This is a genomic window from Microbacterium sp. MM2322, from assembly GCF_964186585.1.
Classification (GTDB): domain Bacteria; phylum Actinomycetota; class Actinomycetes; order Actinomycetales; family Microbacteriaceae; genus Microbacterium.
In genome coordinates, this window is sequence record NZ_OZ075067.1 from 687662 (window position 1) to 714439 (window position 26778).

The 26778-nt window shown below is 70.0% G+C and carries 28 protein-coding genes and 1 pseudogene; 21 read left to right on the top strand and 8 right to left on the bottom strand.

Annotated elements, in window-relative coordinates; translation table 11 throughout:
- Positions 1-33: 33 nt before the first annotated feature.
- From ABQ271_RS03340 to ABQ271_RS03350, 3 genes are read left to right on the top strand one after another with little or no spacing between them, the layout of a single operon-like run.
- A complete protein-coding gene (locus ABQ271_RS03340) occupies positions 34-936 on the top strand; it encodes a 1,4-dihydroxy-2-naphthoyl-CoA synthase (RefSeq protein WP_349310121.1) in 903 nt (300 codons plus the stop codon).
- Positions 937-945: 9 nt separating this feature from the next.
- On the top strand, positions 946-2121 hold the full coding sequence (locus ABQ271_RS03345) for an AMP-binding protein (RefSeq protein WP_349310122.1): 1176 nt from the start codon (positions 946-948) through the stop codon (positions 2119-2121).
- An 11-nt stretch (positions 2122-2132) separates the two neighbouring features.
- Entirely contained in the window at positions 2133-3113 is a 981-nt protein-coding gene (locus tag ABQ271_RS03350; RefSeq protein ID WP_349310123.1) for a 1,4-dihydroxy-2-naphthoate polyprenyltransferase, read from the top strand.
- Positions 3114-3116: 3 nt separating this feature from the next.
- Here the strand turns inward: ABQ271_RS03350 and ABQ271_RS03355 are convergent, their stop codons facing one another.
- A complete protein-coding gene (locus ABQ271_RS03355) occupies positions 3117-3440 on the bottom strand; it encodes a DUF4229 domain-containing protein (RefSeq protein ID WP_349310124.1) in 324 nt (107 codons plus the stop codon).
- Positions 3441-3517: 77 nt separating this feature from the next.
- On the opposite strand from ABQ271_RS03355, the gene ABQ271_RS03360 reads away from it, so the two are divergent.
- From ABQ271_RS03360 to ABQ271_RS03370, 3 genes are read left to right on the top strand one after another with little or no spacing between them, the layout of a single operon-like run.
- The gene (locus ABQ271_RS03360; RefSeq protein WP_349310125.1) at positions 3518-3913 is read left to right on the top strand and encodes a PLDc N-terminal domain-containing protein; all 396 of its coding nucleotides are present in this window, start codon (positions 3518-3520) and stop codon (positions 3911-3913) included.
- Position 3914: 1 nt separating this feature from the next.
- Positions 3915-5699, top strand: a complete 1785-nt coding sequence (menD, locus tag ABQ271_RS03365) for a 2-succinyl-5-enolpyruvyl-6-hydroxy-3-cyclohexene-1-carboxylic-acid synthase (protein ID WP_349310126.1) — start codon at positions 3915-3917, stop codon at positions 5697-5699.
- A 56-nt stretch (positions 5700-5755) separates the two neighbouring features.
- On the top strand, positions 5756-6610 hold the full coding sequence (locus ABQ271_RS03370; protein WP_349310127.1) for a polyphosphate kinase 2 family protein: 855 nt from the start codon (positions 5756-5758) through the stop codon (positions 6608-6610).
- A 55-nt stretch (positions 6611-6665) separates the two neighbouring features.
- Here ABQ271_RS03370 and ABQ271_RS03375 read toward each other — a convergent pair whose 3' ends face one another.
- Together ABQ271_RS03375 and ABQ271_RS03380 are read right to left on the bottom strand one after the other, a co-directional pair.
- Positions 6666-7991, bottom strand: a complete 1326-nt coding sequence (locus tag ABQ271_RS03375) for a DUF222 domain-containing protein (protein WP_349310128.1) — start codon at positions 7989-7991, stop codon at positions 6666-6668.
- A gap of 71 nt (positions 7992-8062) precedes the next feature.
- Positions 8063-8827 (bottom strand): alpha/beta hydrolase, encoded by a 765-nt coding sequence (locus tag ABQ271_RS03380; RefSeq protein WP_349310129.1) that lies wholly within the window; start codon positions 8825-8827, stop codon positions 8063-8065.
- 102 nt (positions 8828-8929) lie between these two features.
- Here ABQ271_RS03380 and ABQ271_RS03385 point away from each other — a divergent pair, with 102 nt between their 5' ends.
- Together ABQ271_RS03385 and ABQ271_RS03390 are read left to right on the top strand one after the other, a co-directional pair.
- On the top strand, positions 8930-9877 hold the full coding sequence (locus ABQ271_RS03385) for an alpha/beta hydrolase (RefSeq protein ID WP_349310130.1): 948 nt from the start codon (positions 8930-8932) through the stop codon (positions 9875-9877).
- Between the two features lie 63 nt (positions 9878-9940).
- A complete protein-coding gene (locus tag ABQ271_RS03390) occupies positions 9941-10234 on the top strand; it encodes a hypothetical protein (RefSeq protein ID WP_349310131.1) in 294 nt (97 codons plus the stop codon).
- Positions 10235-10304: 70 nt separating this feature from the next.
- On the opposite strand, the pseudogene ABQ271_RS03395 reads toward ABQ271_RS03390, so the two are convergent.
- Positions 10305-11621, bottom strand: a pseudogene (locus tag ABQ271_RS03395) (DUF222 domain-containing protein).
- A 134-nt stretch (positions 11622-11755) separates the two neighbouring features.
- Here ABQ271_RS03395 and ABQ271_RS03400 point away from each other — a divergent pair.
- The 6 genes from ABQ271_RS03400 to ABQ271_RS03425 all read left to right on the top strand — a co-directional run bounded on the left by ABQ271_RS03400 (position 11756) and on the right by ABQ271_RS03425 (position 15790).
- Positions 11756-11923, top strand: coding sequence for a hypothetical protein (locus tag ABQ271_RS03400; protein ID WP_349310132.1), 168 nt, complete (start codon positions 11756-11758; stop codon positions 11921-11923).
- 13 nt (positions 11924-11936) lie between these two features.
- Positions 11937-12227, top strand: coding sequence for a DUF1905 domain-containing protein (locus tag ABQ271_RS03405; protein WP_349310133.1), 291 nt, complete (start codon positions 11937-11939; stop codon positions 12225-12227).
- Between the two features lie 80 nt (positions 12228-12307).
- Positions 12308-13096 (top strand): alpha/beta fold hydrolase, encoded by a 789-nt coding sequence (locus tag ABQ271_RS03410; protein ID WP_349310134.1) that lies wholly within the window; start codon positions 12308-12310, stop codon positions 13094-13096.
- Positions 13093-13779 carry an alpha/beta hydrolase gene (locus tag ABQ271_RS03415; protein ID WP_349310135.1) on the top strand — a complete coding sequence of 229 codons (687 nt, stop codon included), beginning with the start codon at positions 13093-13095 and terminating at the stop codon, positions 13777-13779. Before ABQ271_RS03410 ends, ABQ271_RS03415 begins: the two co-directional genes overlap by 4 nt.
- Positions 13780-13880: 101 nt before the next feature.
- Positions 13881-14756 (top strand): DUF1266 domain-containing protein, encoded by an 876-nt coding sequence (locus ABQ271_RS03420; RefSeq protein ID WP_349310136.1) that lies wholly within the window; start codon positions 13881-13883, stop codon positions 14754-14756.
- Complete coding sequence (locus ABQ271_RS03425; protein WP_349310137.1) at positions 14744-15790, top strand: hypothetical protein; 1047 nt, start codon at positions 14744-14746, stop codon at positions 15788-15790. The genes ABQ271_RS03420 and ABQ271_RS03425 overlap by 13 nt, the downstream gene beginning before the upstream one ends.
- Before the next feature lie 49 nt (positions 15791-15839).
- Here ABQ271_RS03425 and ABQ271_RS03430 read toward each other — a convergent pair whose 3' ends face one another.
- A complete protein-coding gene (locus tag ABQ271_RS03430) occupies positions 15840-16733 on the bottom strand; it encodes an EamA family transporter (protein ID WP_349310138.1) in 894 nt (297 codons plus the stop codon).
- Positions 16734-16774: 41 nt separating this feature from the next.
- Between ABQ271_RS03430 and ABQ271_RS03435 the strand changes: the two genes are divergently transcribed.
- The gene (locus tag ABQ271_RS03435) at positions 16775-17254 is read left to right on the top strand and encodes a MarR family transcriptional regulator (protein WP_349310139.1); all 480 of its coding nucleotides are present in this window, start codon (positions 16775-16777) and stop codon (positions 17252-17254) included.
- 27 nt (positions 17255-17281) lie between these two features.
- On the opposite strand, the gene ABQ271_RS03440 is transcribed toward ABQ271_RS03435, so the two are convergent.
- Complete coding sequence (locus ABQ271_RS03440) at positions 17282-18532, bottom strand: isochorismate synthase (RefSeq protein WP_349310140.1); 1251 nt, start codon at positions 18530-18532, stop codon at positions 17282-17284.
- 77 nt (positions 18533-18609) lie between these two features.
- Here ABQ271_RS03440 and ABQ271_RS03445 point away from each other — a divergent pair, with 77 nt between their 5' ends.
- The 4 genes from ABQ271_RS03445 (at position 18610) to ABQ271_RS03460 (ending at position 22910) form a co-directional block, all read left to right on the top strand.
- On the top strand, positions 18610-19356 hold the full coding sequence (locus ABQ271_RS03445) for a demethylmenaquinone methyltransferase (protein ID WP_349310141.1): 747 nt from the start codon (positions 18610-18612) through the stop codon (positions 19354-19356).
- A 23-nt stretch (positions 19357-19379) separates the two neighbouring features.
- Complete coding sequence (locus tag ABQ271_RS03450) at positions 19380-20441, top strand: polyprenyl synthetase family protein (protein ID WP_349310142.1); 1062 nt, start codon at positions 19380-19382, stop codon at positions 20439-20441.
- 62 nt (positions 20442-20503) lie between these two features.
- Entirely contained in the window at positions 20504-21877 is a 1374-nt protein-coding gene (locus ABQ271_RS03455) for an FAD-dependent oxidoreductase (protein ID WP_349310143.1), read from the top strand.
- A gap of 7 nt (positions 21878-21884) precedes the next feature.
- Positions 21885-22910 carry an alpha/beta hydrolase gene (locus ABQ271_RS03460; RefSeq protein WP_349310144.1) on the top strand — a complete coding sequence of 342 codons (1026 nt, stop codon included), beginning with the start codon at positions 21885-21887 and terminating at the stop codon, positions 22908-22910.
- On the opposite strand, the gene ABQ271_RS03465 is transcribed toward ABQ271_RS03460, so the two are convergent.
- Together ABQ271_RS03465 and ABQ271_RS03470 are read right to left on the bottom strand one after the other, a co-directional pair.
- Positions 22852-24066, bottom strand: coding sequence for a multidrug effflux MFS transporter (locus tag ABQ271_RS03465; RefSeq protein ID WP_349310145.1), 1215 nt, complete (start codon positions 24064-24066; stop codon positions 22852-22854). The two genes, ABQ271_RS03460 and ABQ271_RS03465, sit on opposite strands and share 59 nt — an antisense overlap.
- Positions 24063-24662 carry a TetR/AcrR family transcriptional regulator gene (locus ABQ271_RS03470; RefSeq protein WP_349310146.1) on the bottom strand — a complete coding sequence of 200 codons (600 nt, stop codon included), beginning with the start codon at positions 24660-24662 and terminating at the stop codon, positions 24063-24065. The genes ABQ271_RS03465 and ABQ271_RS03470 overlap by 4 nt, the downstream gene beginning before the upstream one ends.
- 110 nt (positions 24663-24772) lie before the next feature.
- On the opposite strand from ABQ271_RS03470, the gene ABQ271_RS03475 reads away from it, so the two are divergent.
- Together ABQ271_RS03475 and ABQ271_RS03480 are read left to right on the top strand one after the other, a co-directional pair.
- On the top strand, positions 24773-25597 hold the full coding sequence (locus tag ABQ271_RS03475; RefSeq protein WP_349310147.1) for a sugar phosphate isomerase/epimerase: 825 nt from the start codon (positions 24773-24775) through the stop codon (positions 25595-25597).
- On the top strand, positions 25594-26721 hold the full coding sequence (locus ABQ271_RS03480; RefSeq protein ID WP_349310148.1) for a Gfo/Idh/MocA family oxidoreductase: 1128 nt from the start codon (positions 25594-25596) through the stop codon (positions 26719-26721). The genes ABQ271_RS03475 and ABQ271_RS03480 overlap by 4 nt, the downstream gene beginning before the upstream one ends.
- Positions 26722-26778: the final 57 nt, after the last annotated feature.

Sequence of the window (26778 nt, forward strand, 5' to 3'; positions counted from 1 at the left end):
GCACCGGCTGCACCCCGCGCGTAGGCTGGCCGGGTGACCGTCTCCGAGCTCTTCGACCCGTCGGAGTGGACCGAGGCGCCCGGCGCCGCGGCCTACACCGACATCACCGCGCACGTCTCGAACGATGGGCGGATCGCCCGCATCGCGTTCGATCGCCCCGAGGTGCGGAACGCCTTCCGCCCGCACACGGTCGACGAGCTGTACCGGGCTCTCGACATCGCGCGCCAGGACCCGAAGATCGGGGTCGTCCTGCTGACCGGCAACGGTCCGAGCGCGAAGGACGGTGGCTGGGCCTTCTGCTCGGGCGGCGATCAGCGCATCCGCGGGCGCGACGGCTACAAGTACTCGGACGACGAGACGGCGGTCCACGATCCGGCTCGCGCGGGGCGCCTCCACATCCTCGAAGTGCAGCGCCTCATCCGGTTCATGCCGAAGGTCGTCATCGCGGTCATCCCCGGCTGGGCGGCCGGCGGCGGGCACTCGCTGCACATCGTCTGCGACCTCTCGATCGCGAGCGCCGAGCACGGCAAGTTCAAGCAGACCGACGCGGACGTCGGCTCGTTCGACGCCGGATACGGCTCGGCGTACATGGCTCGCCAGGTCGGTCAGAAGGTCGCCCGCGAGGTGTTCTTCCTCGCCGAGGAGTACTCCGCGCAGCGGGCGTACGAGATGGGCGCCGTCAATCGCGTCGTCCCGCACGCAGACCTCGAGCGCGAGGCGATCTCGATGGCGCGGACGATCCTCGGCAAGTCGCCGACAGCGATCCGCATGTTGAAGTTCGCGTTCAACGCGGTGGATGACGGGATGGTGGGCCAGCAGGTCTTCGCCGGCGAGGCGACTCGTCTCGCTTACGGCACCGACGAGGCCGTCGAGGGGCGCGACGCGTTCCTCGAGAAGCGCGACCCGGACTGGGCGCCGTACCCATACCACTTCTGAGACTCGCGCATGCGACTCAGCCGACTCGATTCCGCCGACCCGCGTGACGTCCTCCGGGCGCTCCGCGGCGCCGCCCTCGGCGCAGGCCCGGCGGTCGCCCTCGGCGCCCCAGACGGCCTTCCCGACGAGGTCACCGCGGGAACCGCGGTCGTCGTCACGACGAGCGGTTCGACCGGCTACCCGAAGTCCGTCGCCCTCAGCCGCTCGGCGCTGACCTCGTCGGCTCTCGCCACCGCGAGCCGGATCGGCAGCGGGTCGTGGCTCCTCGCCCTCCCCGCGACCTACGTCGCCGGAGTGCAGGTGATGGTCCGGGCACTCGTCGCCGGTCGCGACCCTGCGATCCTGACCGGGTCGTTCACGCCGCAGACGTTCACCGCCGCGGCCTCGGCGATGGCCGCCAGCGAGGGCGGACACCGCATCCCGACCTACACGTCCCTCGTCCCCGCGCAGGTGCAGACCCTCGTCGAGGCGGGGGAGACGGATGCCGCCGTCGCCCGCGCGTTCGCGTCGTTCGAGGCCGTGCTGGTCGGCGGTCAGGCGCTCCCGGCCGCGCTCGCCGACCGGGCCGCCGCGCTCGGCGCCCGCATCGTCCGGACCTACGGATCGACCGAGACGAGCGGCGGATGCGTCTACGACGGCCGCCCGCTCGACGGCGTCACGCTGCGCATCGAGGACGGCGAGGTCCAGCTCGGCGGCCCGACCCTCGCCGACGGCTACCTCGGCGATCCCGCCCGCACGGCCGAGGCCTTCGTTCGCGACACGGACGGCGCCCGGTGGTACCGCACCGGCGACCTCGGCTCGTTCGACGACGGGATGCTGCGCGTCACCGGCCGCCGCGACAACGTCATCGTGTCGGGCGGCGTCAACGTCTCGCTCGATCGTGTCGAACGGGCGGTGCGTGCGGTCGTCGGACTCACCGGTGCAGTCGTCGTGCCGACCACGGATGAGCGGTGGGGCGCGGCATCCGTCGTCGTCCTGTCGCGCCGCGCGCTCGCCGGACGCAGCGAGACGGACCTGCTGGCCGAGCTGCGGCTCGCCGTGAAGAACCAGATCGGTGCGCCCGCGCGCCCGCGCGAGCTGCTCGTTCTCGAAGAGGTACCGCTGACCGCGAGCGGCAAGCCCGACCGCGCGCTCCTGCGGGGGCTCCTGACGGACGAGGACGGGCGGGCCCCGCGCGGGGAATAGGATCACTGCTCGTGGCAGCATCCCGGAAGACCCCCCGCAAGCCCGCTCCGAAGCGCACCGCGCCGCGCGGCAACCCGGCGAAGGCACGCGTCTCGGCGGCGCCGTCGAAGCCCGCTCCCGTCACGGCGCGCGACTGGATCGGTGCAGCCCGGCTTCGCACCCTGCCGCTCGCGATCAGCCCCATCCTCGTCGGCACGGGCGCCGCGATCGCGGTCGGCGGCGGTTTCCACTGGGTGCTCGCGCTGTGCTGCCTCGTGGTCGCCGTCTCGCTGCAGATCGCCGTCAACTTCGCCAACGACTACAGCGACGGCATCCGCGGCACCGACGATCACCGAGTCGGCCCCACCCGTCTGACCGCGTCGGGACGCGTCACCCCGCGCGCCGTGCTGGTCGCCGCGCTTGTCTTCTTCGCGATCGCGGCGATCGTCGGCATCGCCGTGGTCATCCGCACGCAGCATTGGTGGATGCTGGCGGTGGGCGCCGTGTGCATCGTCGCCGCCTGGTTCTACACCGGCGGAAAGCGGCCCTACGGCTACATCGGTCTCGGCGAGCTCTTCGTCTTCATCTTCTTCGGACCGGTCGCCACGATCGGGACGACGTTCGTGCAGGTCGGCTCGGTCCCGCAGGAATCGTGGATCCCCTCGATCGCCGTCGGCGCCTTGGCGTGCGGTGTGCTGATCACCAACAACCTCCGCGACATCGACCAGGATCGCGTCGCCGGCAAACGCACCTTGACGGTCCTCGTCGGCAAGCGCGTCTCGCAGGTGCTGTTCACCGTGTTCATGCTGGTGCCGTTCGCGACCGTGTTCGTTCTCGCGCCGTTCTATCCGGTCGTGTGGCTGTCGCTGCTGGTGCTGCTGGTGACCCTGTCCGCGACGCTGATCGTCTGGACCTACCGCACGCCGCGCGAACTGATCGTCGCGCTGCAGCTCAGCTCGGTGGCCTCACTCGCCTGGAGCGGGTTCGTCCTCTGGGCGTACGTCGCCGCCTGACGCTCAGTGAGCGGTGTCGTCGGATGCCGGCTGCCCGGGCGTCGTGGCCGCGGCATCCGTGTCGCTCTCATCGCGGAACGCGTCCTCGACCGCTTCGTCGCTGTCGTTGCGGCGGCGCGCGGCGCGGCGCTCGGCGATACCCATCGACACGTCGTCGAGGGGGCGGCGGAGGAACAGCATCGACAGGCTGAGTCCGATGAGCGCCGCGAAGATCGCAGCGAGCCAGTACTGGTCGCGCAGGACGGGGAAGAGCATCATGATCCCGAACGGGACGAAGAAGGCGAGCAGCCGCAGCAGCGCATAGACGAAGGCTGACCGGGCACGCATACCCGCCATTCTACGGCCGCCAGCCTGAGCGGCCGCCGCGCCGCCTCGGGCAGGACGAGCGCGCCTAGGATGGAGGAATGGCGCGCTTCTACCTCGTTCTGGCGCTGCTGCTGACCGCGTTCTGGGTCTACAGCATCGCCGACTGCGCGCTCCAGCCCCCGACCCGGCACCGCGGCGTCAGCAAACCGATCTGGTTGCTCATCGTCGTCCTCCTGCCGGTCGTCGGTGCCGTTCTCTGGTTCGTCATCGGTCGCGCACGGGCGTCGTCCACGCGCGTCGTGCTGAGGGCTCCCGACGACGACCCCGACTTCCTCGGTCGCATCGGCACCTCGAGCGATCAGGACGAGCGGATCCGCCGTCTCGAAGAGGAGCTCGCCGCGCTCGACTCCGAAGCCCCCGACCCGCGAGACCTCCCTGCGGACCCGCCGGCAGAGGACGACAGCGACGAGCAGTCGCGCGGCTCGCACTCCTGACATGACGATCGACGGACCCGGCCGAGCGCCTGCGACGGATGCTGCGGCCGCGCTCCTCGCCCGACTCGTCGAGCGGGGGCTGCGGCACATCGTCCTCTCTCCCGGGTCGCGCTCGCAGGCTCTCGCCCTGGTCGCCGCCGAGTTCGAGGCTCGCGGTCTTGTCCGACTGCACGTCCGCATCGACGAGCGCGTGGCGGGATTCACCGCCCTCGGGATCGGTCGCGAAGACCGGATGCCCGCGGCCGTCGTGTGCACGTCGGGCACCGCGGTCGCGAATCTCCTCCCCGCCGTCCTCGAGGCGCACCACTCAGGTGTGCCGCTCCTTCTCCTGACGGCGGACCGTCCGCCGGAGCTCCGCGGCATCGGCGCGAATCAGGCGACGCGTCAGCCCGGGATGTTCTCCGGCTTCGTCCGTCACGAAGCCGACCTCCCCGTCGCCGAGGCGCTCGCCGACGCGGTCGACGCGGATGAGGTCGCCCCGATCCGTGCCGCCGCCGATGAGGGGTGGGATGCCGCGATCGGCGCCGGGTCGCGCGTCGCCGGGCCCGTGCACCTCAACGTCCCCTTCCGCGAGCCGCTCGCCGGGGAGCTGCCCGCCTGGCTGCCGTCGGCCGCCGCTGTCGTCGCGGCATCCGACTCCACGGTGGTCGATCCCGAGCCGGTCGAGGCGGAATGGGGCGCTCACTATCAGGGGGGCGGCGGTGTCGGCGCCGCGCTCGAGGTCATCGAGGCGGAGCCGATCGTTCTCGAGGCCGGCCCGCGGACGGTGGTCGTCGCCGGTGCGGACGCGGGAGCGGATGCGGAGCAGCTGGCGCACGAGGGCGGCTTCCCGCTCATCGCGGAGATCGTCAGCGGCTCCCGTTTCGGACGCCACCTGGTGCACGGCTATCGTCGGCTTCTGTCCGACCCGGAACTCGGCGGCCGCATCGAGCGGGTCGTCGTCTTCGGGCACCCGACCCTCAGTCGCGAGGTCACGCGCCTGCTCAGCCGGAGCGACGTCGAGGTTCTGGCCGTCCGCGGGCCGGGCGAGCAGCTGAACCTGAATGGCACGACGGTCGCCGTCGACGGGGTGACCGCGCCGCACGGCGGAGACCGCGACTGGCTCGGGGCGTGGATGCGCGCGTCACGCGATCAGGTCGTCGACCTCAGCCCGGCGGCACCCGACGCCGATGCGCTGTCGTCTGCCGTCCCCGCTGAGCGGCTCGGTGCGATCTCCGCTGAACTCGGTGCGATTCGTGCTCCCGTCGATCGGGCAGGTCTCGTCGACGCGCTCTGGCGTGCGAGCTGGCCGCACGATCGGCTGCTGTTCGGGTCGTCGCGGCTGGTGCGGGTGGCCGACGAACTGCTGGGCGGCAAGAAGGTGCCGGTGCACGCCAACCGCGGGCTCGCCGGAATCGACGGCACCATCGCGACCGGTCTGGGAATCGCCGCGGCGTCGCAAGTCGGCACGGCCCCGGGAGTGACCCGGGTCCTGCTCGGCGACCTCGCGTTCCTGCACGATGTCGGCGCGCTGCTGCACTCGGCGGTCGAGCCCGAACCGCGCATCCAGGTCGTCGTCGGCAATGATGGCGGCGGCACGATCTTCGACGGGCTCGAGGTGGCCGGCGTCGCGGGATCGAACGCGTTCGACCGGGTGCAGTACACGCCGCAGACGGCGCGGATCGAGGAACTCGCCCGGGCCTACGGGTGGGAGTATCAGCGCATCACGACGCGCGGTGCGCTCGATCAGGCGCTGACCTCCCCCGCCGGTGGCCGCCAGATCATCGAAGTTCCGCTGACGCGATAGCAGCGGCATCCGCAAGACCATCGCGCGGACGTTCGCGGCACGGCAGGATGAGCCGCATGACTGACGCTCACTGGACCGGTTCGCCGTCGACGCTGCTGCAGGTCGGGCCGGGATTCCGCCTCGCCGATGTGGACCCGGCATCCACCCCTGGATACGACGGCGGTAAGAAGGCCGGCCAGGCGGAGCTCGCCCGGGCGGCGGAGCAGTTCGATCAGCTGCAGGAACGGCTCTACGCGCAGAGTCGGACGCAGCCTGACTCGCCGTCGGTCCTCCTCGTGCTGCAGGCGATGGACTCCGCGGGCAAGGGCGGGATCGTCCGGCACGTGATCGGCGCGACCGACCCGCAGGGCGTGCACCTGAAAGCGTTCAAGAAGCCGACGCCCGATGAGCTGGCGCACGACTTCCTGTGGCGCATCGAGAAGGAGGTGCCGGATGCCGGGTACATCGGCGTCTTCGATCGGTCGCACTACGAGGACGTCCTGATCGGGCGGGTGCGCCAGCTCGCCCCCGCGGACGAGATCGAGCGACGCTATGGCGCGATCGTCGACTTCGAGCAGCGTCTGACGGAGCGGGGCGTGCACATCGTGAAGGTCATGCTGCACATCTCGGGCGACGAGCAGAAGGCGCGGCTGAGCGAACGTCTCGACCGGCCCGACAAGCACTGGAAGTACAACCCCGGCGACGTCGACGAGCGTGAGCTGTGGCCGGCGTACATGGACGCGTACCAGGCGCTGTTCGAGCGCACGTCGACCGGTCAGGCGCCCTGGTTCGTCGTGCCTGCGAACCACAAGTGGTATGCCCGGCTGGCGGTGCAGGCGTTGCTTCTCGACGTGCTCACGCGCATCGATCCGCAGTGGCCGGTCGCCGATTTCGACGTCGAGGCCGAGAAGGCGCGGCTCGCGGCGACCTGATCTTCACCGGAACGGCAGGGCATCCACAGGGGCGACGAGCTCGTCCGGATGCTGCTCAGAACGGCGCGGGGTCTCCGGGTTGTGGCGGTGCGGCAGGGGTGAACGCGACGGCCGGGGTCGGTGCGTCTTCGCGGTAGGTCCTGCCGAGGGGTGAAGTCCATTCAAGAACGCCACCCTTCAGTTGTCGCACTCGCCAGGCGGTGAACTGCTTCATCGAATGATGCCTCTGGCACAGGTGCGCGATGTTGGAGAGTTCTGTCTGCCCGCCGAGGGCGTGATCGTGGGTGTGGTCGACCTCGCAGCGGATGGCGGCGACGCGGCATCCGGGGAACCGGCAGTGCTGATCCCGGGCTTGCAAGAACCGACGCATCCCGGAGGGGACGCGGTACGAGTCGGTTGCGATGGTCACGCCGGTGGTGGGGTCGTGGAACAGCCGCTCCCAGACGCCGGTGTCTCCCGCGAGTGTCCGTGCCGATGCCGGGTCGATGGGGGAGCGGCCACCGAGGTCGCACGGCCCATCCTCTGCACCGGTCAGCGTCGCTGCAGGGAGGAGCACCTGCACCCGCGCCCGTATCGCGCCGAGCGGCCCTGCGGTGGTGTCGCGGGTGTCGTCGAGCGCTGGGGTTCCCGCAAGGAGCAGGTCGGCGAACACGTCTGCTCGCACCTGGTCGGTCGTGCGCGCATCGGTCGCGACGACGTTCGTGTCGTCGCCCGCCGCACGCTCGTCCCGCGTGTCGACGATCGCCCGAGCCTGCTGCGTCAGCCGATCGTGGATCCCCTCGGCGATCACCGTGGGGAGCGTCGCGACAAGATCGCTCATCCCGTCCCGCCCGGGAACCAGCCTCACGCAACGTCCGGCTGCGGCTTCTTCGTGTCGTTCCGCGAACGAGCGCGGATGCATCCGGTGCGCGAGGATCTCCAGCTCGCCCCGCACCCGGTTCGGGGTGTCCTGCTCGCACCGTTCGATCGCGATCGCCTCGAACTCGCCCCACATCTCGGCCGGCAGTGTCGTCCCGGCGTCGACGATTGCCCGCACATGCTCCCGGACGATCCGCCCCGACTCCCACGCCGCCACCGCGGCGGGGAACCCTTCGATGATCGTGCGGGCCTCGCCGATCCGGCGTTGCACGGTCCGATCCGTCGTGCGCAGGACGCCGCCGACCTCGGCCGCGATCGACCGGAGCGCCATGTCGTGGAGGCGCACCTTGGCGTTCCTCGGCGCGGCCTGCTCTTCCGCCAGGCGACCGGCCGCAGCCAGTACGCGCAGCTGCTCGATCTGCGCCTGGGTGATCCGGCGCTCGATGCTCCCGACGTCCGCGACGATGCCCGCCAAGGTTGCGAGATAGTTCTCGCCACCGGGGGTTTCCATCGCTTCCGTCATGCCTTCACTCTTGCACCAACCTCCGACATCGCCGTGGGGTCGGGCCCCGCGGTGAACGCAGCCCGGCGGTGTCAGTTCAGATGCGCGCGGAGCGCTCGGACGACGGCATCCGGTCGTTCCACCGGGACGAAGTGCCCGCACGAGGGAACGGTCTGGAGCTGCACGTCCGTGAAGTGTTCGAAAAGCTTGTCGGCCCACTCGAGCGGGAACAGCGGGTCGCTGTCGGGCCACAGCATCGTCGTCGGAACCGTGATCGGTTCGGCGTCGGCCGCGTAGCCGCGGTTCGCGACGTACCACTGCAGGCTCGCGGCGAACGCTCCCGGCCGCGCGTAGGCCGCGACGATCTCGTCGAGGTGCGGGGGAGGAGCGGCATCCGCTCGCCATTCGCGCCAGAGGTAGGAGAGGTACGCGCGGACGGCGCGCTCGTCGCCGTCGATGAGCTCCGCGGCGATCGGTTCGCGGTGGAAGTGCTGGTACCAGAACACCGAGGCGAGGGCGGGGGATGCCGCTCGGTCGCCGATCCCGGGGTAGGCGGGCGTCAGCACGGCGCCGTCGAACCGGCCGGGGTCCGTGCGAAGGGCCGCCTGCGCGATGCGACTGCCGATGTCGTACCCGGCGATGATCACGCCGTCGCTGATGCCCGCAGCGTCAAGGCTTGCGAGCACGCGGTCCGCATGCGACTGGGCGGCGGATGCCGCGACCGCCGGAACTCCGTCGAAACCGGCGCCCATTCCTCGCAGGTCCGGGACGATCACGCGCACGTCCGGGAGGCCGGCCACGACGGCGTCGTAATCGGAGGGGAGTCCGGGCCAGCCGTGCAGGAGGACCACCGTCATGCCTCGAGGCTAGCGGCGTGACCCGGAAACGGTGACACATGTCACGGCAGGTGGTGACGTCTGAGACTGCCGCTTGCGGAGCGCGGCTGGTCGACTGAAGGAGTGAAGAAGTCCGTCAAGAAGGCCCTCGTGATCACCCTCGTCGTGGTGCTCGGAATCCCCGCGTTCGGCCTGATGGCTACTGCCGGTGTGAACGCCGTCGCGACGAGCGTCGAAGCCTCGGAGATCAGGTCCTACGGCCAGAAGGTCCGAGTCGGGGACCGCGATCTCAACGTCGTCATCAGCGGCGATCACGCGGCCACCGTGGTGCTGCTGCCGGGTCTCGGGACGGCCGCACCGGGGCTCGACTTCGCGCCGCTCATCGACGAACTGGACGACACCTACCGCGTGATCGCGGTCGAACCGTTCGGAACCGGGCTGAGCGACCAGACCGACGTGCCGCGGACCACGGCCAACATCGTCGCGGAGGTCCACGAGGCGCTGGCTCAGCTCGGCGTCACCCGGTACGCGCTCGCCGCCCACTCGATCTCGGGTCTGTACGCGCTGGCGTACGTCGAGGCCCACCGTGACGAGGTGACGGCCTTCGTCGGCATCGACAGCAGCGTTCCCGCTCAGCCGGGCGGCGAGGAGCCGATCCCCACCGACGGGATCGCGACGCTGAATGACCTGGGCATCACGCGTGCCATCCGGGCGGTCTCGCCTGATCCCTACGCCGGGACGCCGTTCGACGCCGAGACGAAGCGGCAGATGGGGTTGCTCGCGACGAGAAACGCCGCTGCGCCGACGATGATCGACGAAACGGCGCACAAGGCGGAGAATTTCCGGGATGCCGCGGGGCGAACGTTCCCCGCGGATCTGCCCGTGCTGCTCTTCGTGCGCGTTGACGGCACCGACGTCGTGGGCTGGGTCGGCCTGCACCGTGAGCAGGCCGCGTCGGTGACCCACGGCATCCTGGTCGAGATGCACGGCGACCATTACCTGCATTACGCGAACGCGCCACAGATCGCTCGTGACATGCGCGCGTTCTTCGCGGAGGTTCACGGACGCTGACGTGCTCGACTGGCTAGTGTGTGGCGGGGGACCGTGCCACGCCGTGGCCGGAGAAGGGCTGACATGTTCTCGCAGCGCCGCACGCTCATCGCGTGGATCGTCGTGCTGGGGCTCGTCGCCCTGGTCCTGGTCTTCGTGCTGATGGCCGCCGCAGCAACCGCGGCCGTGCTCGTGGACCAGGTCCCCGGAGGCGATGCGGGTCTCGCCACGACATCGGCGCTCGATGGCGCCTACCGCACCATGACGTGGTCGTTCGTGGCGCTCCTCGCGGTCACCGCAGTCGGTGTGAGCGTGCCTCTCGTCGCACGGCGTCGCGGTGAGCAGCGCGCGCAGGGGGCGACTCGACTATCCCGCTGACGGCGCTAACGTCTGGCCGTTACGGCACGCGCTGCTGCGATGTCGCGCGCGGCTGGGTGAGCGCGCTCGCTCAGAAGGGTGCGGTGTCTCCGGTGTGTGGGTTGGCAGGGGTGAAAGCGACGGCCGGTGTGGGTGCGTCTTCGCGATAGATCCTGCCGAGGGGTGAGGTCCACTCGAGGACGCCACCCTTCAGTTGTCGGACCCGCCAGGCGGTGAATTGCTTCATCGAGTGATGCCGTTGGCAGAGGTGAGCGAGGTTGCTCAGTTCGGTGAGCCCGCCGAGGGTGTGATCGTGGGTGTGGTCGACTTCGCAGCGGATGGCTGCGACGCGGCATCCGGGGAACCGGCAGTGCTGGTCCCGGGCCTGCAGGAACCGGCGCATCCCGGCGGGAACACGGTACGAATCGGTCGCGACCGTGACTCCGGTGGTCGGGTCGTGGAAGAGGCGTTCCCAGATTCGGGTGTTGCCGGCGAGTGTTCGCGCGGCGGCGGGGTCGATGGGGGAGCGGCCCGCGAGGTCGCACGGGCCGTCGTCGTCACCGGTCAGCGTCGCTGCGGGTACGAGGACTTGCACGCGGGCGCGGATCGCGCCGAGGGGACCTGCGGACGTGTCGCGGGTGTCGTCCAGAGCGGGTGTGCCGGCAAGCAGGAGGTCGGCAAACACGTCGGCCCGCACCTGATCGGTCGTCCGCGTATCCGAGGCGATGACCTCCTACCCCGCCGCACGCTCTGCTCGAGTGTCGACGATCGCGCGAGCTTGCCGCGTGAGCCGATCGTGAATCCCTTCCGCGATCACCGTCGGCAGTGTCGCGACCAGATCGCTCATCCCATCCCGCCCTGGAACAAGCCGCACGCACCGGCCTGCGGCTGCTTCTCCGTGGCGTTCCGCGAACGACCTTGGGTGCATCCGGTGGGCGAGGGTTTCGAGCTCACCCCGCACGCGGTTCGGCGTATCCCGCTCGCACCGTTCGATCGCGACCGATTCGAACTCGGCCCACATCTCCTGAGGCAGCACCCCGGCCGCGTCGACGATCGCAGTCACGTGCCCGCGGACGATCCGCCCCGACTCCCACGCGTCAACCGCGGCAGGGAACCCTTCGATGATCGTCCGCGCTTCACCGATACGCCGTTGCACCGTGCGATCGGTGGTCCGCAGAACCCCGCCGACCTCGGCCGCGATCGAGCGCAATGCCATGTCGTGCAGTCGGACTTTCGCGTTGGTCGAGACGGCCTGTGCCGCTGCGAGACGTCCGGCCGCGGCGAGCACGCGCAGCTCGGCGATCTGCGCCGCAGCGACCTGGCGCGCGACGTCCGAGACATCCGCGACTATGCCCGCCAGAGCGGCGAGATAGCTCTCGCCACCGGGGGTTTCCGTCGCTTCCGTCATGCCTCCACTCTCGCACCAACCTCCGACATCGACTCGAGCCGGTCGGGGCGGGTGGGAGTGCACACCCGGGCGACGGAACCTCCTGCCTCCGTCCATTCCTCGCGGTACCCGACGGCGTCCCTTAGGTTGAAGGAATGATCAAGGCCTACATCGCGCTCCTGCTCGTCTGCGGGCTGGCCATGGCAGTCTTCGGCATACTGGCGCCGCTGGGCGGCGGGCTGATCGTCGCCGCCGTCGGAACCGCGGGAATTGCGGCGGGGCTCACGCTCATCGGCGTGGAACTCCGCTCTCCCAGTCGCTGACCCGAGAGAGCTCATGCCCTCCGAGCCCGTTGCGCTCGCCCACACCTTTACCGCCCCGATCGGGGTGGAGGTGAACGGTGAGACTTGGGCCTGCGTCGAGATGCCGGGTTCGGCGGATTTCTTCGGAACCGGCCGGTCCGTCCGGGTGGACCTGACCGTCGACGATGTCGAGATGCCGAACGTCGGGCTCATGGTGACGGGTACGGGCGGTCACATGGTCTCGCTGAACGCCGCGATCCGACGCAAGCTCGGGAAGGACATCGGAGACACGGTCACCGTTCACCTGACCCGCCGCCTCAGGTAGGTCAACCCCCGGAGCCTGGGCGGATGTGGCAGTTAGCGTGAAGCCTCCCGGCTCTGGCTGGGCAGGGCGAGAGGGGACGCGTGAGACGACCACACGAGGCGACCGTCGATGAGGTGACGGTCGACGGACGGGTCTTCCGCGTCGTGCGCTCTCGGGCTTCTGATGCGACGCGCACTTTCCTCCTCGTGCACGGGATCGGAATGTCGCATCGCTATCTGGGCCGTTTGCACACCGCATTCGCACGCACGGATTCGGTCGTATCGATTGATCTGCCCGGGTTCGGAGGGACGCCGAAGCCCGGCGCAGACCTCGACGTCTCCGCCATGGCCGCGGCGATCGCGGGACTGCTCGACCACCTCAGCCTGCAAGACGCCGTCGCCGTCGGCCACTCGATGGGCGGCCAATGGGTGGTCGAACTCGCCCTGCAGCGGCCGGACCTGGTCTCGCACGTCGTCGCGATCGGACCGGTCGCCGACGACCATCACCGGACGGCGTTCGCCCAAGCTCGAGCCCTGGCGCTGGACGTGTTCGGCGAGTCGCCGCGCGCGAACTGGCTCGTGCTGACCGACTACCTGCGATGCGGCATCCGCTGGTACCTCAGGCAATTGCCGCACATGCTCGCTTATCCCCTCGAAGACCGGGTGCGCCTGCTGACGAGGCCCTTGCTGGTCGTCCGGGGTGCACGCGACCCGATCGCGGGCCTGCCCTGGTGTCGGCGACTGGCTGACGCTGCTCCGGATGCCGCCATCGTCGAGGTTCCCGGTAGTTGGCACGTCGTGCAGGACAGGGGGCACCGGGCGGTCGTCGGCGCGGTCGAGTCGTTCCTCGCCGCACGGATCCCGCCTGGCCCGAGAACGGCGAGCCGATGATCGCTCTCGCTCGCAACGCGCTCTGGTGGGCTCGGGACTATCTCTACGCGGCGGTGTGGCAGATCCGGGCGGCACTGAACCGCACCGACCCGCGCACCTTCTCCGACGGGGATCGCGCGCCCATCGTCATCCTTCCGGGCGTCTACGAGACCTGGCAGTTCATGTTCCCGCTCATCACCGCGATGCATGGCCGCGGGCATCCCGTTCACGTCGTCCAGGTGCTGCACCGCAACCGTCGACCGGTCGACGAAGCCGCTGCCCGCGTCATCGACTACCTCCAGGCGAACGATCTCCGTGGCTGCGTACTCCTTGCGCACAGCAAGGGCGGACTCGTCGGCAAGCGCGCGATGGCGCTCGATGCGGAGGCGGGGCGGATCGCTCGGATGCTGGCTGTCGCCACGCCGTTCGGCGGCTCGAGGTACGGGCGCCTCATGGTGCTTCCGTCGCTGCGCATCTTCTCGCCGCGGAGTGCCACGATCCTCGCTCTCGCCAAGGAGCCCGACCTCAACGCGCGCATCGTGTCGGTGTACGGGCGATTCGATCCGCACATCCCCGAGGGCAGCGAGCTGAACGGGGCCGCGAAGAACGTGCGACTCGACAACGGTGGGCACTTCCGCGTCCTCGCCGATCCTCGCGTCGTCGGCGAACTCATCGCACTGTCGGAGTCCGGCGCGACGCGCTGAGCCTCCCGCGTAACGACGCGTGCGCTCACGGGAAACACGCCGTTTCGTCGGGTGCATTAACCTGCCAGGGCCAGATCAACCGTTCCACGGATAGGGATCCCATGCCACGCGCCGCCGAGGTCGACTTCAACAATGTCTTCTCCATCGTTCCGTGGCTGGTCGGTCAGTGGTGGTTCTGGGCCGTGGTGGGCGTCGTCGTGCTGCTGTGCCTCATCGGATGGCTGCTGCCCGGCGCCAAGGCGAAACCTTCGGCGGATCATCCGACCGACGGCCCCGACGCCAACGAGATCGCGCTCGGATTCCTGCAGATACACAACCTCCCCTCCGGCCCGTGGAACGACCCGACAGCGTCGGGACTGACCGACCGGGAGAAGCGCACACTCATCGACCAGTGGGGTGTTCCCACCCGCGACGAGTGGCTGGCGGCCATCCAGCGACTTGTCGTCGATCGCCGCCGTCGCGACGTCTGGGTGAGCTACCTCGCCATTCGCGCCGATCTCGCATCGACGACCGGGCGCGCGCCGAAGAAGAAGGAATGGGTGCAGGCCGCTGTGGAGGCAGGCGCCGACAAGCGACCGGCGGCGACCTTCGTCGATGCCATCGAGACCCTCGAACGGCAGGTCAAGAAGGCGGCCGGCAGGAACACCATCCCCGCGGAGACCTTCGTCACGACCCTCGACGGGTACGCCGTCGGGCAGTCGGTCGCTCTTGCCACCTGGGGTGTCGCGCTCGGCTACGCCGACGTCACCGAAGTGCGCGGACTGATCCACGAGATCAACCTCGCAGCGCGTCCCGCTTTCCGCTCGTGGCCGGACTTCGGGCTCAGCTACGCAGTGGGTCGCGTCATGCACTGGAGCGACGGCTCCCTGAACGACAAGACGTTCGACAAGTTCGGGGAATCCACGGCTTCCGATCTCGGCGTCGCCCTGTCGGAGAAGCGCCAGGGCCCGTGGGCCACGCTTCCGTGGAACCTGTAGGAGTCGACCTCGAGCCGCTGCGGCACACCCGACGACTCGGCGACGTCCTCCAGTACGAGCGGCTCGCCGGGATCCCCTGGTACCGGCGCTTCCTCATGGTCCTGCTCTGGCTCCTCCTGCTGGCCCTCGGGGTCGCGGCAGGAATCCTCCTTCTCGCGAACGCGGGTGCCGCGGACGTGGCGCAGGTGCTCGGACTCATCGCGGGGGCATACGGGATCCTCGGTGCCGCGTCGTTCGTCTGGTTCGCGGTCGACCTCGCGCGACGAGCAACGCTCGCGTCGTTCGCGTGGGCGAACGGGTGGGCCTACGCCGACACGCTCGAACACACGCGCCGGCCGGGATCCGCATTCACCCGGGTTCTGCGAGGTCGCGAGAGGGCGGTCATCGTCAGCAGTGACCCCCGCCTGCCGTTCGAGCTGGGGCGGCACTACTCGGTCGCTCGCAGTCGCGAGGAGGCAGCCACCCGGCAATGGCCGTTCAGCTTCATCGAACTGCCCTTGCCCACGGCCGTGCCCAACATCTTCCTCCGCAACCGGCGCCGCAGCGTCGTCCCCTCGCTCGGGTTCGGACGCGCGAACGCGAAGCTCGATCTCGAGGGGGATTTCGCGAGCCGTTTCACTTTGTTGGTGCCGCGAGGCTACGAACGGGACGCGCTCTACATCTTCACGCCCGACCTCATGCACCGGGTGATGGAGCTCGGTGGGGGAGCCGAGATCGAGCTCAGCGGCGACCGTCTCTACGTCTACCTCCCGCACAGCACTCGCTTCGATCGCCCGGCGACCATGCAGGCGGCCCTCGTCCTGGCGGAGGAGTTCCACCGGCGCTTCGCCGCCCGCACGACGAACTACCGCGACGACCGTCGTGGGACGCTGGCAACGGGTGGCGGGGCGGTCTCGCTGCGGGGCCAGAAGCTCGCCGGGAACGGCGTCCCCCTCATCGCCGTGGCGGCGGGAGCGGCGATGGTGTTGCTCTCCGGCGCTGCCGTGGCTTTCGCGCTGTTCGGGGCCCCGCTCTTCGCTCACGGGATCGGGTGATCGCGGCCCTCATCGATCTCGGACCGCAGCGCATCGCGTTCTGCGACGGTCATCGGCGCGAGCGGGTAGCGGCTGACGTCCTCGCGGAACTCGTACCCGTCGCGATGACCGCCAGGACGGACAAGAACACCAGCGCGACACCGCCGGCCTGGGTCAGCGTCAGGGACTCGTGAGCGACAAGCCCTCCGATGGCGAGTGCCACGACCGGGCTGAGGAGGCCGAGGAACGCCGGTATGCGGGTGGGGAGTTGCGCGATGCCGCGGAACCACAGGACGTAGGCCAGGGCTGTGCCGATGAGGGTCAGGTACGCGTAGCCGGCAACGTTCGTCAGCGTGAACGCCTCTGACGGCAGCGGTTCGAAGGCGGCGGTGAGGGCTGCCAGGATGACGCCGCCCGCGATGAGTTGCCATGCCGTCACCACGAGCGGCGGGAGATCGCTGGACCACTTCTTGGTCAAGACGACGCCGAGCGCCATCGACACGGCCCCGAGGATCGCGGCGGCGATGCCGATCGCATCGAGCCCGCCGGCCGATCGCAGCACGATGAGGGCCACGCCGACGACTCCTCCGATGCCCGCGGCGACGACCTTGCCGGTCAGCCGTTCGGAGAGCAGCAGAGACGCCAGCACCGCGACGAGCAGGGGTTGGATGCCGCCCACCACCGCCGCGACGCCACCGGGCAGACGGTCCGCAGCGATGAACAGGAACGCGAAGAACCCGGCGATGTTGAGCCCGCCGAGCACCGCAGACCTCCACCACCAGGAACCCCGCGGCATCCGTCGCCCGATCGCGAGGAGCACGAGACCCGCGGGGAGCGCCCGCACCGTCGCCGTGAGAAGCGGGTGCCCCGGGACCAGGAAGGTGGTGGACGTGATGTAGGTCGTTCCCCAAAGGACGGGCGCGACCGCAGTGAGGGCGATGACGAAACGGATATTGCTAAGCACTTAGCTAATGTAGCTCACCGCTTAGCGATATGGTCCTGGGTATGGATCACGTGGATCGCATCCTCGCGCAGTGGCGCGCCGCACGCCCCGGCCTCGACGTGAGTCCGATGGCCGTCATCGGGCGGCTCGGGCGGGCTGCCGCGGTCGTCGACGCCCGCCTGGCCACGACCTTCGCCGCGCACGGCATCGACGCGGGGACGTTCGACGTCCTCGCGACGCTGGCGCGACAGGGGGAGCCCTCCCGGATCACCCCCGCTGAACTCGCGGCCGACGCGATGATCACGACGAGTGCCGTGGCGCAGCGGCTCAATCGTTTGGACCGGCAGGGACTCATCATTCGCGAACCGAACCCCGACGACGGCCGAGGCAAGTTCGTCCGTCTGACCGACGCGGGCCGCGCCCTGCTCGACGCCGTCCTGCCCGATCACCTCGCCACCGAGGAGGAAGTGCTCGCCTCGCTGACGTCGGCGGAGCGTGAGACGCTCGCCCGGTTGCTGTCGAAGCTGGTCGCGCCCGAGTGACCGAGTGACCGAGTGAGCGGGCCGCCGTCAGGCGAGGGCGTCGACGATCGGCCGGAACTTCACGCGCGTTTCGAGCATCTCGGTCTCGGGGTCGCTTCCCGCGACGATGCCCGCCCCGGCATGCGCGATGAGCGGGATGTCGCTCCCGGCATCCGTGTGCACGTCGAACTGCGCGCAGCGCAGCGCGATGGCCCACTCGCCGTCGCCGTTCGCGTCGATCCAGCCGACCGGTCCGGCGTAGCGTCCGCGATCGAACGGCTCGACGCGCCGGATCACCTCGAGCGCGGCCTGCGTCGGCGTACCGGCGACGGCCGCGGTCGGGTGCAGCACCTCGACGAGGTCGAGCGACGACGCCCGGCCCGAGAGCGTGCCCTCGACATCCGTCGCGAGATGCCACACATTCGGCAGCTTCAGCATGAACGGCTCGGGCTCGGCGACCAACGCCGACGTGTGCGCGCGCAACGAGGTGAGCACGCTCTGCACGGCGTACCGGTGCTCGTCGAGGTCCTTCGCGCTCGTCGCGAGGGCGAGGGATGCCGCGGTGTCGGCGTCGGCGTCGGCGCCGCGCGCGGCGGTCCCCGCCAGCACCCGCGCCGTGACGGTGCCGCCCGACACGGTGACGAGGGTCTCGGGGCTCGCCCCAATCAGACCGTCGACCGCGAAGGTCCACGTGTCGGGGTAGGCCGAGGTGAGCGCGCGCACGAGCCGGCGGAGGTCCGACCCTGCGGGCACCGACCCGACCAGATCGCGGGCGAGGACGACCTTGGCGACCTCGCCCGACGCGATCGCGTCGAGGCCGGCGCGCACCTCGCCCTGGTACCCGTCCGGGGTGCAGGCCCCGGGGCCGACCGTCGCCGACCAGTGCGGACCGAAGGAGATGGATGCCGGTTCGGGCCGTTCGTCCTCACCGTCGACGAAGACGTGGGTCACCCACGTCGTGTCGCCGCGGCGGCCGATGATCATGCGGGGCACCGTCAAGGAAGCGCTCGCCGAGCTGTTCGCCGGGTCGAAGGGGAGGGCGCCGAAGGCGATGAGGCCGGACCCCGGCATCCGTACCTTGTCGTCGATCTCCGCGGCGGCGGAGACGTCGCGCCACCACTTCGCCGCGGATGCGCCGGCGGGCAGTTCGGCCGCGCGGCCCACGCCGATGAAGAGGTCGCCGCGACGCGACCAGACCATCGGGTCGTCGGGTGACGCGTAGGAGAGGGGTTCGTCGAGCGCCTCGATCCGGCGGGTGACGGCGTGCAGTCGGGGGGCGCCGAGCGCGGTCGAAGTCACTCCTTCAGCCTAATCCGGTGGCGGGCGACCCGGCCCGCGGTCAGCCCGCCCGCATCCCGCCGGATTAGGCTCGACACGTGACCGAACAGCCCTCCCGCACCCCGTCCACCCGCGCGGACCTCGGCAAGGACCCTGCGCGCGTCAGCGGGATGTTCGACGAGGTCGCGGCGGCCTACGACCGCACCAACACGGTGCTGAGCCTCGGCAACGACAAGCTGTGGCGTGTGGCGACGACGCGCGCTGTGGCGCCGCGGCGCGGGCAGCGGATCCTCGACCTCGCCGCCGGCACCGGCGCGAGCTCGGTCTCGCTCGCGGCCTCCGGTGCCGACGTGGTGGCCGGCGACTTCTCGGCGGGGATGATCGCGGAGGGCAAGCGTCGGCACGGCGGCATCCCGAACCTGTCGTTCGTCGAAGCCGATGCGACTGCCCTGCCGTTCGCCGACGAGGAGTTCGACACCGTCACGATCTCGTTCGGCCTCCGCAACGTCAACGACCCCGAGAAGGCGCTCCGCGAGATGCTCCGCGTCACCAAGCCCGGCGGAACGCTCGTCATCTGCGAGTTCTCGCACCCGCCGGCAGCTCTCATGCGAGGCCTCTACCGCTTCTACAACGACCGCGTCCTCCCGGTCGTCGCCCGCGCGTTCAGCTCCAACGCGGCCGCCTACGACTACCTCAACGAATCGATCCGCGACTGGCCCGACCAGCGCACCCTCGCCGGTCGCATGCGCGAGGCGGGGTGGGAGAAGGTCGCGTGGCGCGACCTCACCTTCGGGATCGTCGCGCTCCATCGGGCCCGCAAGCCCGAGGGGTCGGACCAGGCGTAGGACGCGACGGGTACGCTGGAGCCATGACCCCCCGCCCCGGTACTCCGGGCTCGCAGATTGCGAGCCGACTCGGCGTCACCGAACGCATTTTCGTGGGCCCGCGCATGCGCAAGCTCCTCACCACGGTGGAAGAAGGCCTCGACCTCGTCGAGGCGCGTCTGGCCGGTGAGTTGAAGGTCGGCGACTCGCTCGCCGACGTCACGTCGCGCTACCTCTACGAAGCCGGCGGAAAGCGGATGCGGCCGATGCTGGCGATCCTGACCGCGCAGCTCGGCTCCGGGGTCACCGACGACGTCCTCGCCGGTGCGACCGCGCTCGAGATGACCCACCTCGGCTCGCTCTACCACGACGACGTCATGGACGAGGCTGACCGCCGTCGCGGCGTCCCGAGCGCCCACGCCGTGTGGGGCAACAACGTCGCCATCCTCACCGGAGATCTGCTCTTCTCCCGCGCGAGCCAGCTCATGGCCCAGGTGGGCGAGCGCGCCATCCGTCTGCAGGCCGACACCTTCGAACGCCTCGTCCTCGGTCAGATGCACGAGACCGTCGGGGCGCAGCCGGGCGATGACCCCGTCGAGTTCTACCTCCAGGTCCTGAGCGACAAGACCGGCTCGCTGATTGCGGCCGCGGCTGAGACGGGTGTCGTCTTCTCCGACGCCTCCGACGAGTACGCGGCACCCGTGCGCGAGTTCGGCGAGCGGATCGGCGTCGCCTTCCAGCTGCTCGACGACGTCATCGATCTGTCGGCCGATCCCGCGGAAACGGGCAAGGTTCCCGGCACGGATCTGCGTGCGGGCGTGCCGACGATGCCGTACCTCCTCCTCGGACGGGCGACCGATCCGGCGTCGCGGGCGCTCAAAGTCACGATCGACGAGGGTGTCGCCCGCATCTCGGACGGCGCGGACCCCGCCACCCTCGACGAGCCGCTCGCGCAGCTGCGCGTGCACCCGGCGACCGAGGCGACCCGCCAGCTCGCCCACGAATGGTCCGACCGCGCCGTGGCGGCGCTCGCACCGCTTCCCGACGGACTCGTGCGCGAGGCGCTGACTCGCTTCGCTCAGGTCGTCGTCGACCGCTCCAGCTGATCACCCGGCGGACACGCCGCTTCTTCGTCACGCCCGCGCGCGGGCTCTCGGAAAGGACACCCATGACCAAGCTTCGGCTGGCCATCGTCGGCGCAGGACCCGCCGGCATCTACGCAGCGGACATCCTCCTCAAGGCAGAGCGCAAGTTCGACGTCTCGATCGACCTGTTCGATCACCTGCCCGCGCCCTACGGACTCGTCCGCTACGGCGTCGCGCCCGACCACCCGCGCATCAAGGGCATCATCAACGCCCTCCGCGACGTGCTCGACCGCGGCGACATCCGCATCTTCGGCAACGTCCGCTTCGGCACTGATGTCACCCTCGCCGACCTCAAGAAGCACTACAACGCCGTCATCTTCGCGACCGGTGCGATCAAGGATGCCGACCTCGACATCCCCGGCATCGACGCGGAGGGCTCCTACGGGGCCGCCGACTTCGTGAGCTGGTACGACGGTCACCCCGACTTCCCGCGCGAGTGGCCGCTGGATGCGGCATCCGTCGCCGTTCTCGGCAATGGCAACGTCGCGCTCGACGTCGCCCGCGTGCTCGCCAAGCACGCCGACGACCTGCTCTCGACCGAGATCCCCGCGAACGTCTACGAGGGTCTCAAGGAGTCGCCCGTCACCGACGTGCACGTCTTCGGCCGCCGCGGTCCCGCGCAGGTGAAGTTCACGCCTCTCGAGCTCCGCGAGCTCGGCGAGCTGCGCGACGTCGACATGGTCGTCTACGACGAGGACTTCGACTACGACGAGGCATCCAAGGCAGCGATCGCGTCGAACAAGCAGGTCATGGTCATCGACCGCGTGCTGCAGTCGTGGCGCACGCGTCCCAGCGTCAACAACGCCGGCGGCGAGGCGAGCCGTCGCCTGCACCTCCACTTCTGGGCGCGTCCCGTGGAGATCAAGAAGGATGCCGACGGCCGCGTCGCCGCGATCGTCACCGAGCGCACACGTCCCGACGGCGCCGGCGGCGTCGAGGGCACCGGCGAGCTCCGCGAGATCGCCATCGGGCAGGTCTACCGCGCGGTCGGGTACTTCGGTTCGCCGCTGCCCGACGTCCCGTTCGACAAGCGTCACGGTGTCATCCCGAACCACGAGGGCCAGGTCGTCGAGAAGGGCTCGAACGAGCGGGTTCCCGGCGTCTACGCGACGGGCTGGATCAAGCGCGGGCCGGTCGGTCTCATCGGGCACACGAAGTCCGACGCGATGGAGACGATCCGTCACCTCATCAACGACCAGGCGTCGTGGTGGACCCCGGAGGACTCGTCCGACGACGCGATCATCTCGCTGCTCGCCGAGCGGCAGGTGGCGTGGACCGATCTTGACGGATGGCACCGCCTCGACGAACACGAGGTCGCCCTGGGTGCGCCGCACGAGCGCGAGCGCGTCAAGGTCGTCGACCGTGACGAGATGGTGCGGGTCTCGCGAGGCGAGTGAGGTCACGGTGAGCGGCGGGTGGGAGCCGGACGTCCTGGGGCGTCCATTCGAACAGCTCACCCTGCCGCTCGGCAGTGACAACGAGGGCGAAGTCGTCGCGACGCTCGTCCGGCTCGATCCGCCGAAGCTCGCGGGATTGACCGGGCCGCTGCGCGACGTCGACGTCCTCTACCTCCACGGCTGGTCGGACTACTTCTTCCAGGTCGAGCTCGCCCGGTTCTGGGCGTCGCTCGGGGCGCGGTTCCACGCGCTCGACCTCCGGAAATACGGGCGGAGCCTCCGCCCCGGTCAGACGCCCGGTTTCGTCGCGTCGCTCGAGACCTACGATGCCGACATCGCTGCGGCGCTCGAGGCGATCGGTCATTCCCTCGAGGGGAAGCCCTCGCACCGGCGGCTCGTGATGATGGCGCATTCGACCGGAGGTCTCACCGCGACGCTGTGGGCATCGCGTCATCCCGGTCGCCTCGCGGCCCTCGTCCTCAACAGTCCCTGGCTCGAACTCCAGCTGGGCACGCTCGGTCGACAGGCGCTGTCACCGCTCGTGCAGATGCGGGCGCGCGTCGATCCCATGGGCGCGCACCCGGTCGTGGACCTCGGCTTCTACACGCGTGCGCAGACCGAGGTGGGGGCACTCCCGGTGCGCGGATACCGCCGGGACTGGCGCCCCGAGCGGGGGTTCCCGACGCATCCCGCCTGGCTGGCCGCGGTGGTCGACGCGCACCGTCGGGTGTCGGCTGGCGTGGATGTGGGGTGCCCGACTCTCGTGATGCTGTCGACGAAGTCGACCAATCCGTTCGCCTGGAATGCCGAGATGACGGGGAGCGATTCCGTTCTCGTCGTCGACGACATCGCGCGCGCAGCCATCCGCATCGGTCGCGATGTCACGCTCGCGCGCATCGAGGGCGGCATCCACGACATCTTCCTCTCGCGGCCCGCCCCGCGGGAGCGCGCGTACCGCAGGCTCGAGCGATGGCTCACTCAGGGCGCTCTCGCGCGCTCGCGCGGCGTGAGGCGAGGCCGAGCGTCAGGCTGACCAGGGCGCCGAGGAGCATGATGCAGGCCATCGGCAGTGCGGTCTCCTCACCCCAGAGCCCGACGATCGGGGTGACGATGGCGCCGGCCGCGAACTGGCAGGCGCCCATCAACGCCGCCCCGGCACCGCGGTTACTCGTCGTGGCGCGCGCGAGCCCGAGCGCGCTCGCGTTCCCGAACGTGAGTCCCGCTGCTGCCATGGTGGTGAACGCGCAACCGAGGAAGAGTGGGATCGACAGGATGCCGGTGGCCGCCGACACGGTCATGACCACCGCCGATGTCGCGCTGAGGACAGCGCCGACCACCAGCATCCGCTCGGGTCCGATCCGGGGCGCGTAGGTGGCGTTGATGAGGTTCGTGACCAGCAGGGCTGCCCCGCCGCCGGCGAAACCGAGTCCGTAGAGCAAGGGCGACATCCCCAGGATGACTTGCCCGACGAAGGGGGATGCCGCGACGTACGCGAACAGGCCGGCGAACCCGGTCGCGTAGGCGCCGGTGTAGCCGAGGTAGATCGGGTCCTTCATGAAGTGCGCGAACGAGGACCGCATGGCCCCGAGGCCGCCGGTGTGCCGGTGCTCGCGGGGGAGCGACTCGGGAACGGCGAGCCAGGCGAGCACCAGCATCAGCACGGCGATGGCGGCGATGGCGGCGAGGGCCGTGAGGACGCCCCGCCAGCCCGAGAACGAGGCGACGAGACCACCGATCGGGGGAGCGACGAGCGGCCCGAGACCGCCCACGGTCGCGATCAGACTGAGTGCACGGACTGCGGTGCGGCCGGTGCTGAGGTCCACGGCGATCGCTCGCGCGACGACGACGCCCGCGGCCCCCGACAGTCCCTGCAGGAGTCGCAGGCCGATGAAGACCTCGATGTTCGGCGAGGCGATCAGGGCGACGCTCGCCAGTGCGAAAACGCTCGTCGACAGCAGCAGGACGCGCCGGCGACCCCACATGTCCGACAGGGGGCCGAGCAGGAGCTGCCCGGCGCCGAGTCCGATGAGGAACGCGGTGAGCGTGAGCTGGACGGTCGCGGGCGGCGCCTCGAGTTCCCTCGCGATCTGCGGCAGTGACGCGAGGTACATGTCGATGGCGAACGGGCCGACGGCCGACAGGAAGCCGAGGATGACCACGAGCCCGCTGGTCAGGCGAGGGGAGGTCATGCCGGTGGGCGCAGCAGCGCGCCGAGCGTGCGCAGCGTCGACTCGAGTCCCACGGCCGGATCGAGCAGCCATTGGATCTGCAGACCGTCGGATGCCGCGATGAGGAGGGCGGCGAGGTGTTCCGCCGGAACGTCGTCGCGCACCGCGCCCTCGCTCTGCTGCTGCCGGAGGCTCTCCGTCATCGTTTCGCGCAGCCCGTCGAAGCGCGCCATGAAGAAGTCGCGCCCGACGCCTTCCTCGCTCTCGAGCGAGGCCGCCAGGAGCGTGGAGTAGAGGGTGACGAGTCCGGGGATCCCGACGTTGCGTTTGGCCGCATGGACCATCGTGTCGATGCCGGGTCGGAGCTCCGGCGGGTCTTCGTGCAGCTGCTCGGCGTGGGCGTAGACGGCGACGAGGAGCTGTTCGCGGGAGTCGAAGTAGTGGAGGAGCGCTGCGTGGGAGACGCCGATCGACTCGGCGATCTTGCGAAGGGAGGTGCCGCTGGCGCCGCGCTCGCGGAAGACCTCGATGGCGCGATCGAGGATCTCCTGACGCCGGGCGACGCCCTTGGGGCGCGATCCGCGGCGACCGATCACCGCGTCCTCATCTGAGCCCATGGGGACAGAGTAGGGCGCGGAAACTGTAACCTCCAACCGGAGGTTAATTCTGATATCGTCGTGGCCACGCCGCCCCGCGGCATCCGACAACGACGTACGAAGGATGGCCCATGGCTCTGCCACTTGCCTCAGTCCAGCTCTACACACTCGCCAAAGAGTTCAGCGAGGACATGTCCGGATCGCTCGACAAGCTGGCCGCACTGGGCCTGCGCAACGTGGAGGCGTTCGACTTCGTGCGGCGCCCCGACGAGATCCGCGCGGCCCTCGACGCCAGCGGTCTCGCCTCGCCGACCGGACACGCACCGCTGCTGTCCGACGAGCTGTGGACGCCGGACGGTTCGATCCCCACCCCCGCCCCCGAGGTCGTCTTCGAGGCAGCGGCGAAGATCGGGATGACGACGGTCATCGACCCGTTCGTCCCCGCCGAGCGCTGGTTCACCGAAGAGGGCGTCGCCGACATCGCCGAGCGCCTCAACCGGCTCGTCGAGACCGCGGCCGGTTTCGGCATGACGGTTGGCTACCACAACCACGCGCAGGAGTTCGTGAAGAGCTTCGACGGGCAGACCGCCTACGAGCGCTTCCTCGAGCTCACCGACGACCGCGTCGAGATCGAACTCGACCTGTTCTGGGCGCTCACCGGCGGACAAGACGTGCCTGCTCTCGTCGAGAAGCTCGGCGACCGTCTCGTCGCCGTGCACGTGAAGGACGGCATCGCGCCGGCATCCAACCCGTGGGCACCCGGAGCCGACTCGTTCGGCTCCGACTCGCTCGAGCAGCTGCGCGCCGGCACCGGTGACGTTCCGCTCGCCGCGTCGCTGCAGGCCGGCACGGGCATCAAGTACGCCGTGATCGAGTACGACAAGGCGCCCGGCGACGTGTTCGAGGACATCGCCGCGTCGTACGCCTTCCTGAAGGACGGCGGGTTCATCGCATGACCGGGCCCGTCGGAGTCGGCATCGTCGGTGCCGGTGTCATCAGCCAGACCTACCTCGAGAACCTGACGTCGTTTCCCGACGTCAAGGTCGTCGCCATCGGCGACATGATCCCCGAGCGCGCGAAAGCGAAGGCCGAAGAGCACGGCGTCCCGTCGTGGGGAACGCTCGAGGACGTCCTCAGCAACCCCGACGTCGAGCTCGTGGTGAACCTCACGATCCCCGAGTCGCACATCGCGGTCTCCTCGCAGGCGGTCGCCGCCGGCAAGCACGTGTGGACCGAGAAGCCGCTGGGCCTCGACCGCGAGGGCGCTCGTCAGCTGCTGAAGGATGCGGATGCCGCCGGTGTCCGCGTCGGCTCGGCTCCCGACACGATCCTCGGTCCGGGCTTCCAGTCCGCGAAGCGCGCCATCGCCGAGGGCGTCATCGGCACGCCCCTGTTCGTGCAGACGGCGTTCCAGACGCAGGGGCCCGACCTGTGGCATCCCGAGCCGGCATTCCTGTTCGCGAAGGGTGCGGGGCCGCTCCTCGACATGGGGCCGTACTACTTCTCGGCCCTCGTGAGCCTCCTCGGTCCGATCGCCGGCGTCGCCGCGCGCGGCTCGCGATTCCGCACGGAGCGTCACATCCATACCGGTCCCCGTGCCGGTGAGACCTTCCCCGTCGAGGTGCCCTCGTCGGTGCAGGTGCTGTCGACGTTCGAGGGCGGCCAGCACGGCACGCACCTGCTGAGCTTCGACTCCGCACTCGAGCGTCACGGCGTCGTGGAGATCCACGGCACCGAGGGTTCGATCGTGCTGCCCGACCCCAACCGGTTCGACGGCCCCACCCGTTACGTGAAGCCGCTGGGCGTCTTCCGCGACGGCATGAAGACCGAGCAGGAGTGGATCGACGTCGAGCAGCAGGGCACGGTCGTCGGCCGTGGCCTCGGTGTGCTCGACATGGTTCGCGCCATCGCTGACGGTCGCCCGCACGTCGCGACCGGCGAGCTCGGCTTCCACGTCCTCGACGTGCTGCTCTCGGCGCAGGACTCGGCCGAGACAGGTCAGTACCTCGAGATCGACAGCACGGTCGCGCCGGTCCCGCCGGTGCCGGTCGATTTCGACCCGTTCGCCAGCACGCTCTGACGCGCTGACACGACGACGGCCCGGGCCCCTTTCGTGGGGGCCCGGGCCGTCGTTGTC

Coding starts and splice junctions, on each gene's coding strand:
- ABQ271_RS03450 (WP_349310142.1), top strand. CDS start 19,380: ATGACCCCCCGCCCCGGTACTCCGGGCTCGCAGATTGCGAGCCGACTC.
- ABQ271_RS03480 (WP_349310148.1), top strand. CDS start 25,594: ATGACCGGGCCCGTCGGAGTCGGCATCGTCGGTGCCGGTGTCATCAGC.
- ABQ271_RS03375 (WP_349310128.1), bottom strand. CDS start 7,991: ATGACGGAAGCGATGGAAACCCCCGGTGGCGAGAACTATCTCGCAACC.
- ABQ271_RS03470 (WP_349310146.1), bottom strand. CDS start 24,662: ATGGGCTCAGATGAGGACGCGGTGATCGGTCGCCGCGGATCGCGCCCC.
- ABQ271_RS03435 (WP_349310139.1), top strand. CDS start 16,775: ATGGATCACGTGGATCGCATCCTCGCGCAGTGGCGCGCCGCACGCCCC.
- ABQ271_RS03420 (WP_349310136.1), top strand. CDS start 13,881: ATGCCACGCGCCGCCGAGGTCGACTTCAACAATGTCTTCTCCATCGTT.
- ABQ271_RS03380 (WP_349310129.1), bottom strand. CDS start 8,827: ATGACGGTGGTCCTCCTGCACGGCTGGCCCGGACTCCCCTCCGATTAC.
- menD (WP_349310126.1), top strand. CDS start 3,915: ATGACGATCGACGGACCCGGCCGAGCGCCTGCGACGGATGCTGCGGCC.
- ABQ271_RS03475 (WP_349310147.1), top strand. CDS start 24,773: ATGGCTCTGCCACTTGCCTCAGTCCAGCTCTACACACTCGCCAAAGAG.
- ABQ271_RS03455 (WP_349310143.1), top strand. CDS start 20,504: ATGACCAAGCTTCGGCTGGCCATCGTCGGCGCAGGACCCGCCGGCATC.
- ABQ271_RS03390 (WP_349310131.1), top strand. CDS start 9,941: ATGTTCTCGCAGCGCCGCACGCTCATCGCGTGGATCGTCGTGCTGGGG.
- ABQ271_RS03405 (WP_349310133.1), top strand. CDS start 11,937: ATGCCCTCCGAGCCCGTTGCGCTCGCCCACACCTTTACCGCCCCGATC.
- ABQ271_RS03360 (WP_349310125.1), top strand. CDS start 3,518: ATGGCGCGCTTCTACCTCGTTCTGGCGCTGCTGCTGACCGCGTTCTGG.
- ABQ271_RS03415 (WP_349310135.1), top strand. CDS start 13,093: ATGATCGCTCTCGCTCGCAACGCGCTCTGGTGGGCTCGGGACTATCTC.
- ABQ271_RS03355 (WP_349310124.1), bottom strand. CDS start 3,440: ATGCGTGCCCGGTCAGCCTTCGTCTATGCGCTGCTGCGGCTGCTCGCC.
- ABQ271_RS03400 (WP_349310132.1), top strand. CDS start 11,756: ATGATCAAGGCCTACATCGCGCTCCTGCTCGTCTGCGGGCTGGCCATG.
- ABQ271_RS03345 (WP_349310122.1), top strand. CDS start 946: ATGCGACTCAGCCGACTCGATTCCGCCGACCCGCGTGACGTCCTCCGG.
- ABQ271_RS03370 (WP_349310127.1), top strand. CDS start 5,756: ATGACTGACGCTCACTGGACCGGTTCGCCGTCGACGCTGCTGCAGGTC.
- ABQ271_RS03465 (WP_349310145.1), bottom strand. CDS start 24,066: ATGACCTCCCCTCGCCTGACCAGCGGGCTCGTGGTCATCCTCGGCTTC.